Annotated in this window: 7 protein-coding genes; 5 read left to right on the forward strand and 2 right to left on the reverse strand. The window is 72.7% G+C overall.

All coding sequences use genetic code 11. From position 1 onward, the window contains the following. The first annotated feature begins 157 nt into the window (after positions 1-157). Positions 158-2,050: an ATP-binding SpoIIE family protein phosphatase gene (locus HGA02_RS05985; protein ID WP_168678239.1), complete on the forward strand. Its 1,893-nt coding sequence runs from the start codon at positions 158-160 to the stop codon at positions 2,048-2,050. A gap of 9 nt (positions 2,051-2,059) precedes the next feature. On the opposite strand, the gene HGA02_RS05990 is transcribed toward HGA02_RS05985, so the two are convergent. Further along, positions 2,060-2,293: a hypothetical protein gene (locus HGA02_RS05990; RefSeq protein WP_168678240.1), complete on the reverse strand. Its 234-nt coding sequence runs from the start codon at positions 2,291-2,293 to the stop codon at positions 2,060-2,062. Between the two features lie 179 nt (positions 2,294-2,472). Here HGA02_RS05990 and HGA02_RS05995 point away from each other — a divergent pair, with 179 nt between their 5' ends. The 3 genes from HGA02_RS05995 (at position 2,473) to HGA02_RS06005 (ending at position 5,629) form a co-directional block, all read left to right on the forward strand. Beyond that, positions 2,473-2,889 (forward strand): ester cyclase, encoded by a 417-nt coding sequence (locus tag HGA02_RS05995; RefSeq protein ID WP_168678241.1) that lies wholly within the window; start codon positions 2,473-2,475, stop codon positions 2,887-2,889. Between the two features lie 137 nt (positions 2,890-3,026). Further along, on the forward strand, positions 3,027-3,518 hold the full coding sequence (locus tag HGA02_RS06000; protein WP_168678242.1) for a cupin domain-containing protein: 492 nt from the start codon (positions 3,027-3,029) through the stop codon (positions 3,516-3,518). A 293-nt stretch (positions 3,519-3,811) separates the two neighbouring features. Continuing rightward, entirely contained in the window at positions 3,812-5,629 is a 1,818-nt protein-coding gene (locus tag HGA02_RS06005) for a family 43 glycosylhydrolase (RefSeq protein WP_168678243.1), read from the forward strand. A 112-nt stretch (positions 5,630-5,741) separates the two neighbouring features. Here the strand turns inward: HGA02_RS06005 and glnA are convergent, their stop codons facing one another. Continuing rightward, a complete protein-coding gene (glnA, locus tag HGA02_RS06010) occupies positions 5,742-7,166 on the reverse strand; it encodes a type I glutamate--ammonia ligase (protein WP_168678244.1) in 1,425 nt (474 codons plus the stop codon). A 197-nt stretch (positions 7,167-7,363) separates the two neighbouring features. Here glnA and HGA02_RS06015 point away from each other — a divergent pair, with 197 nt between their 5' ends. Continuing rightward, positions 7,364-7,864 (forward strand): RDD family protein, encoded by a 501-nt coding sequence (locus HGA02_RS06015; RefSeq protein ID WP_343035309.1) that lies wholly within the window; start codon positions 7,364-7,366, stop codon positions 7,862-7,864. The last annotated feature ends 126 nt before the right edge of the window (positions 7,865-7,990 follow it).

Below are 7,990 nucleotides of genomic sequence, written 5' to 3' on the forward strand. Positions count from 1 at the left end.
CTCGACCGGCGCGCCCGCACGCACGGCACCCGCCTGCGCGTGCTCGTCGGCCCGGACAGCGCGCTGCTGCTCGCCGCGGGGCACGGGCTCGAGGTCGCGGTCGTCGACCCGGCCGGCACGGTCGGTGCGTTGAGCTGATCGGTGCGACCCTGGGTCCATGACGGACCCGTCGCGGCCCCCGCCCGCCGTCGAGGCGACCCTGCAGGCCTTCGACGGCCTGCCCATGGCGGTCGCCGCGATCCGTGCGGACGGTGTCGTCGTCGCCGCCAACCGTGCCGCGCAGGAGCTCGGCATCGGGCAGGTGGTCGGGCGACAGGCCGCGGACACCCTCACGGACGTCGTCGGTCGCCGCATGATGCCGCGGCTCGAGCTCGCGCTGCAGAGCCGACGCGGGTTGGCGCCCGAGGAGGTGCTGCTCGAGGTCGGCGACGACCACCGGGACGTCTGGGTACGCCTGTCCCTCGCGCCGTGGCTCGACGACGCGGGCGAGTACCAGGGCATGATCGTCACCGCCGAGGACGTGACCGAGGCCGTCGAGCAACGGCTCGCCGAGGAGGCCCGCGTCGCGGGCGTCGAGGAGCGGTACGAGGTCGCGCGCGACGTCATCATCGCGCTGCAGGGGGCGCTCCTGCCGTCGTCCGTGCCCATCCTGCCGTGCGTCGACGTCGCCGCGACCTACCTGGTCGCCGGCCGCGAGCAGGCGGCGGGCGGCGACTGGTTCGACGCCGCGGTCGCTCCCGACGGGCGCGTGGCCCTCACCGTCGGCGACGTGGTGGGGCACGGTGTCGCGGCGTCGGCCGCCATGAGCCAGATGCGCGCGATCCTCGCGTCCCGGCTGCTCGACGGCGTCCCGGTCCGTGCCGCGCTCGCCTCGCTCGACCGGTACGCCCGCGTCGCGACCGACGCGTTCGCGACATCCGTGTGCGTCGTGCTGCTCGACCCCGAGACCGGCGTGCTCGAGTACGCCACCCGCGGGCACCCCGCGCCCCTCGTCGTCGGGCCCGCGAGCTCGCGCTGGCTCCCGTCCACCGGTGGGGGGCCCCTCGGCATCGACGACGACGCGGACGTCGGCACGGACCGGCTCGCGGAGGACGAGGCGCTGCTGCTCTTCACCGACGGGCTCGTCGAGGTCGTCGGCCGACCGCTCGACGAGCGGATGCAGCAGGTCGTCTCCGCCGCCGAGCACGCCGTCCGCGGCGCCGTCATCGGCCGCTACGCGGGCAGGACGGTCGCCGAGCGGCTCTGCCTGCACGTGCCGTGGGCGCTCGACGAGGGATTCGTCGACGACGTCACGGTCCTCGCGGTCGCCCGCCGCACCGCGCCGGCCGACCTCGCACTCGACCTGCCCGCCGACGCCGAGCGGCTCGCCGACGTGCGCAGCAAGGTGGACGCCTGGGCACGCACCGTCGGGCTCGAGGCGCGGGAGCGCGCCGCGCTGGTGCTCGCCGCGAGCGAGGCCGCGACCAACAGCATCGAGCACGCCTACGCGGGCGTGCCGGCCGGCCGCATCCGGGTGGACGCGCGTCTGCGCCGCACCACGGTCACGCTCGGCGTCGAGGACGACGGTCTGTGGCGCCCGCCTGCGCCCGACCCGGGCGACCGGGGCCGCGGCCTCAGCATGGTCGCGTCGAGCGGCGCCCGGCTCGCGGTCGACACGGGGGAGTCCGGGACGCGCGTCGAGTTCGAGCTCGACGCCCGGCGGCGAGCCCCCGTCGGGTCACCCGTCGTCGGCCCCACCGCCGTCCTCACGGGTGGTCCGGAGGTCGCGGTCGGGGACGACGGCGTCATCCGCGTCGGGGGCGTGCTGGACACCGAGTCGGCCGCCGCGCTCGTCGACGCGGAGGTCCGGTCGCGCTCACGCGGCGGGATCGTGCCCGTGACCGTCGAGATCGCACCCACGGCGTTCCTCGGCAGCGCCGCGGTGCGGGCGATCGAACGCTACGTCCGGGGCGCCGACCCGGCCGCGAGGCACGTCGAGGTCGTGGTGCACGGCGGGAGCGCCGCGGCGCAGACGCTCGCGGTCGTGGGGACGCCCGTCGTCACCCGGTGAGGTCGTGCGTCAGTCGTTCAGCCAGCGGATGACGACCTGGCCGAACGTCGACACGACGGCCAGCTGCGAGCTGCTGCGGCAGCTCTCGCACGTCACGGTGTGGTTGGTCCACGACACGTTCGGGTCCGTGTCCGTCGACGTGACGGCGATCGACGGCGACGTGCAGCGGGGACACCGCAGACGCGCCTGCTCGTCGATGACGGGGGTCGCGCCCGGCATCGTCGCCGGTGATGAGTGGCTCACGGGTCCTCCGGTGGTGCGTGGTGCGAAGACATGCACCTCCCAGAAAACCACGACAACCGGCGATCCGCGGAATTCGTCCGGTCCTCGGCCTCCCGGCGGCACCCTCGACAGGGCTGGTCGCCGACCCGGCACGCGAGTACCGTCCAGCGCATCGGCTCCGGGGGACGAGGGGGTCAGACATGTCCGACGACGGGCACCCGAGCGCCGCGACCACGCGTGAGGTCGTGCAGCGTTATCTCGACTCCGACCACGGCGACACGAGCGCGATGGCGCCCGACGTGGTCTTCCGCCTGATGGCCACGGGCGACGAGTACCGCACGCCCGCGGGGGTGCAGGGGCTGCTCGAGTACTTCTACCACCAGGCGTTCGACGCCACGGCCGAGCGGACCCGTCTCGTCGTGGACGCGGGCACGGCCGTGTTCGAGGGCTTCGTCGTGGGCCGGCACACCGGCGAGTTCGCCGGCGTCGCGGCGACGGGCAAGCAGGTGCGGATCCCCCTCGCGGTCGTCTACGACGTCCGGGACGACGCGATCGTCGAGGGACGGGTCTACGTCGAGATCCCCGCCTTCCTCGCCCAGGTGGGCGCCGGCGCGTAGGTCGTGCCGCCGCGGTCGAGCGGCGAGCGCACGGAGGACCGGGTACGCCCGGGACCAGCGGGGGGCGACGGCGTCCGCGTGCGTGACGGTGACGCGGCGCGGAACCTCCCGGTCGACCACGACGAACGGAGGACCCCATGAACGGCAAGAAGTCGACCGTCGCCGCCCTTGCCACCGTGCTGCTGTGCGGCGTCTACGTCTCGTCCGCGAGCGCGACCCCGCCCTCGGTCCCGCCGCCCACCGCGAGCGGCACGTCGACCGGCGTGCTCGACGGGACCGAGCGGCACCTGTTCGTCGCCGCGCAGGACCGCGTCGCGCTGACGGCGGCGGTGCCGACGACGGTGTCGACGTTCGACCTCACCTACCAGCCCGGTCAGTTCTCGGGGTGGCACTCGCACCCGGGCATCGTCGTGGCCGTGGTCACGTCGGGGACGGTGGAGCGTCAGACGGTGACGAAGCGGGGACGGTGCGTGACGGAGGAGTTCGGCGTCGGCCAGTCGTTCACCGAGGTCGGGCCGCACGTCGTCCGCAACGCCGGGGACGTGCCCGCGGTCCTGTCGATCACACGGATCTACCCGACGTCCGCGACGCAGGGACGCATCGACGAACCCGCCCCCGCGTGCAGCTGAGCTCCAGGCTGCTGCGAGTCCGGGTGCGGGCGGCGAAACGATTCCGACGAAATGTGAGCGATAACATCCAGCCGTCGCGCGGGGCGAGGACGCCCTGAGCCGGACATCCCGGCGCGCGACGAGGGCGACGACCGCGAGCCGGGCACCCGGCGGGGACCGGCCTCCCGCCCGAGGACCGACCGCACGCCCGACGTGGCGCACCTCGTCCACGCCGCCGCCGGCCGGCGACGGACGCAGCGGCGCCGACCGGCGCCGGTCCGCGACAGCTCACCGCTCGTGACACCCGAGGAGCCATGTTGAAGCAGCCATCAGCACGCCCGCACCGGAGGCGGCTCCGGTCGGCGATCGCGTCGCTCGCCGCGGCGGTCTGCGCCGTCACCCTGCTCGCTGCCCCGGCGCAGGCGGACAACCCGATCGTCCAGCACCTCTACACCGCCGATCCTGCGCCCCTGGTGCACGACGGGCGCGTCTACCTCTACACCGGGCACGACGAGGACGGCTCGTCCTCCTTCACGATGCGCGACTGGCGCGTCTTCTCGTCGACCGACATGGTCAACTGGACGGACCACGGCTCGCCGATGTCGCTCGCGACGTTCGCCTGGGCGGACGCCGACGCGTGGGCCGGTCAGGTCGTCGAGCGCAACGGGAAGTTCTACTGGTACGTGCCCGTCCGGCAGCGATCCACGGGGCAGCGCGTCATCGGGGTCGGCGTCGCCGACAGCCCGACCGGGCCGTTCCGCGACGCGATCGGCCGCCCCCTCGTCGGGAACGGCGAGATCGACCCGACCGTGCTGATCGACGACGGGGGCCAGGCGTACCTCTACTGGGGCAACCCCCGCCTCTGGTACGTCCGGCTCAACGCGGACATGATCTCGTACTCCGGCAGCCCGACCCAGATCCCGCTCACCACCGCAGGCTTCGGCACCCGGACGGGCGACCCGAACCGGCCGACCCTCTACGAGGAGGGGCCGTGGGTCTACAAGCGCGGCGGCACCTACTACAACGTGTTCGCGGCCCGCTGCTGCTCGGAGTTCATCGGCTACTCGACCGCGCCCGGGCCGACCGGGCCGTGGACCTACCGCGGGACCGTCATGCCGACGCAGGGCAGCAGCTTCACGAACCACCCCGGCATCATCGACTTCGCCGGCGGCTCGTACTTCTTCTACCACAACGGTGCACTGCCGGGCGGTGGCGGCTACACCCGCTCGGTCGCGGTCGAGAAGTTCACCTACGGCGCCGACGGCAGCATCCCGACGATCACGATGACGACCACGGGTGCGCCGCAGGTCGGCACCCTCGACCCGTACGTGCGGCAGGAGGCCGAGACGATCGCCTGGGGGTCCGGGATCGAGACCGAACCCTCGAGCGAGGGCGGGATGAACGTCGGCTGGATCGAGAACGGCGACTACGTCGAGGTCAAGGGCGTCGCGTTCGGCACGGGCGCGACCTCCTTCTCCGCGCGCGTCGCGTCCGCCACGAGCGGCGGGCGCATCGAGGTGCGGCTCGACGGCACGGGCGGACCGGTCGTCGCGACCTGCACGGTCGGCGGCACCGGCGGGTGGCAGAGCTGGACGACCGCCTCCTGCCCCGTCACCGGCGCCACCGGGACGCACGACCTGTACCTGCGGTTCGCCGGCGGCAGCGGCAACCTGTTCAACGTCGACTGGTGGCAGTTCGTCCGAGGCACGACCACGACGCCGGCGTACCGGGTGACGAACCGCCACAGCGGGCAGGTGATCGACGTGCAGCAGGGCAGCGTCGCCGACCTGGCGGTCGTGGGTCAGTGGCCCAGCACCGGCTCGGCGTGGCAGCAGTGGCGTTTCGTCGACGCCGGCAGCGGCGACGTGCGGCTGCAGAGCGTCAACAGCGGCAAGTGCCTCGACGTGAGCGGCGCGTCGACGGCCGACGGCGCGGCGGTCATCCAGTACACGTGCCACGACCGGCCCAACCAGGTCTTCACCTGGCGCTCGACCGGCGACGGCTACCAGCAGCTCGTGAACGTCAACAGCGGCAAGTGCCTCGGCGTGGTCAGCGGCTCCACGACCGCGGGCGCCGCGCTGGAGCAGCGGACGTGCAGCTCCGCGACGAGCATGCAGTGGTCACGGTCCTGAGCCATCGCACCGACCGTGTCGCAGAGGCACGGCACCCCCGCCGCCACGCGGGCGACGGGGGTGCCGGTACTGCGAGTCACCGGCCCCTGGGAGCAGCCAGGGGCCGGGACGATCACACGTCGAAGTAGAGCTCGAACTCGTGCGGGTGCGGCCGCAGACGGATCGGGTCCACCTCGGCGGAGCGCTTGTAGTCGATCCACGTCGAGATGAGGTCCGGCGTGAAGACGTTGCCGGCGGTCAGCCAGTCGTGGTCGGCCTCGAGGTTGTCGAGCACCTCGCCGAGCGAGCCCGGGACCTGCTGGATGAGGGCGTGCTCCTCGGGGGGCAGCTCGTAGAGGTCCTTGTCGACCGGCTCCGGCGGCTCGATGCGGTTCTGGATGCCGTCAAGGCCCGCCATGAGCATGGCCGCGAACGCGAGGTACGGGTTCGACGACGGGTCCGGCACGCGGAACTCGATGCGCTTGGCCTTCGGGTTCGAACCGGTGACCGGGATGCGGATGCACGCGGAGCGGTTGCGGGCCGAGTAGACCAGGTTGACCGGCGCCTCGAAGCCCGGGACCAGGCGGTGGTAGGAGTTCACCGTCGGGTTCGTGAAGGCGAGCAGCGCGGGCGCGTGCTTGAGCAGGCCGCCGATGTACCAGCGCGCGACGTCGGACAGGCCGCCGTAGCCCTTCTCGTCGAAGAACAGCGGCTGGCCGTCCTTCCAGAGGGACTGGTGCACGTGCATGCCCGAACCGTTGTCGCCGAAGAGGGGCTTCGGCATGAAGGTCGCGGTCTTGCCGGCCTCGTGCGCCACGTTCTTCACGACGTACTTGAACAGCTGCACCTTGTCGGCCGACTTGGCGAGCGTGTCGAAGCGGTAGTTGATCTCGGCCTGGCCGGCGGTGCCGACCTCGTGGTGCGCACGCTCGACCTCGAGGCCGAGGGCGTCCAGCTGCAGCGAGATCTTGTCGCGCAGGTCGGCGAAGTGGTCGACCGGCGGGACGGGGAAGTAGCCGCCCTTGTAGGGCGTCTTGTGGCCGAGGTTGCCGCCCTCCTCCTTGCGACCGGTGTTCCAGGCGCCCTCGATCGAGTCGATGTAGTAGAACGACGCGTCCTGGCGGGTCTGGAAGCGCACGTCGTCGAAGACGTAGAACTCGGCCTCGGGGGCGAAGAACGCGGTGTCGGCGATGCCGGTCGACCGCAGGTACGCCTCGGCCTTCGCGGCGACCTGGCGCGGGTCGCGGCTGTAGGGCTCGTCGGTGTACGGGTCGACGATGTGGAAGTTGATGTTCAGCGTCTTCTCGACCCGGAAGGGGTCGATGTAGGCGGTCGTGACGTCGGGGATGAGCTTCATGTCCGACTCGTGGATCGCCTGGAAGCCGCGGATCGACGACCCGTCGAACATCTGGCCCTCGGTGAAGAAGTTCGCGTCCACGGAGGCGGCCGGCACGTTGAAGTGCTGCATGACGCCGGGCAGGTCGCAGAACCGGACGTCGATGAACTTGACGTCCTCGCTCTTGATGAAGGCCAGTACTTCCTCTGGCTTGCTGAACATCCGCTGCTCCTCGGTTGTGTGTCCACCCTGGGGTCGGGCTCCGCCGAGGCTATGGTGAGGGAGTTTCTCTGGGGTGTAGCGGTTGTTTCCGCCGTGTTACGTCGGCGTCCCCCGTGTAACGATCGCGCGAACTCCTGGGCGGACGTCCGGGAGCGGTGGTGGGCGTCACGGCGGGGGCGGCGACCTACCCTGGTCGCGTGACCTCACGCGACGACATGGGTTCCTGGCTCGAGGGCGGCTCCCCGGCCGCGACGACGGCCCGCGGTGCGCGGCTCGGCCTGCCGCCGGACGGGCCGGGGGCGCTCGCGTCGCTCGGGCGGCGCGTCGCCGCGCTCGCCGTCGACTGGACCGTGTGCCTGCTCATCGCGGCGACGTTCTTCCCGGTCGAGCGCACGGGCTTCTACCTGACGCGCGGGGCGCCGACGGCGACGCTCCTGATCTTCCTGCTCGAGAACGTGCTGCTCGTCGGGACCGTGGGCTTCACGCTGGGCCACCGCGTGCTCGGGCTGCGTGTGCGCCGCGCGGCCGTGACGCCGTCCGGTGCGGCGCCGGTGCCGGACACGGGACGCCCGCCCGGGCTGCTCTCGGGGCTCGTGCGCGGCGTGCTGCTGTGCCTCGTGATCCCCGCGGTCGTGTGGGACTCGGACGGTCGCGGCCTGCACGACCGGCTCGCGGGCACCGCGATCGTCCGCCGCTGACGGTCAGGCGGGCGCCTGCCACGTGAGGCTGTAGCGCCAGTACAGGTGCCGCCGCCAGCGAGCCCCCGGCAGGATCCGGCGCGCGGCGTCGCGGACCTCGCCGTACCCCTCGCGCGGGTCGGTGAC

This window comes from Cellulomonas septica (genome assembly GCF_012396155.1).
Classification (GTDB): domain Bacteria; phylum Actinomycetota; class Actinomycetes; order Actinomycetales; family Cellulomonadaceae; genus Cellulomonas; species Cellulomonas septica.

Bases quoted from the DNA above. Each gene is read 5' to 3' on its own strand.
- HGA02_RS05985 (WP_168678239.1), top strand. From the start codon at position 158: ATGACGGACCCGTCGCGGCCCCCGCCCGCCGTCGAGGCGACCCTGCAG.
- HGA02_RS06005 (WP_168678243.1), top strand. From the start codon at position 3,812: ATGTTGAAGCAGCCATCAGCACGCCCGCACCGGAGGCGGCTCCGGTCG.
- HGA02_RS06000 (WP_168678242.1), top strand. From the start codon at position 3,027: ATGAACGGCAAGAAGTCGACCGTCGCCGCCCTTGCCACCGTGCTGCTG.
- glnA (WP_168678244.1), bottom strand. From the start codon at position 7,166: ATGTTCAGCAAGCCAGAGGAAGTACTGGCCTTCATCAAGAGCGAGGAC.
- HGA02_RS05995 (WP_168678241.1), top strand. From the start codon at position 2,473: ATGTCCGACGACGGGCACCCGAGCGCCGCGACCACGCGTGAGGTCGTG.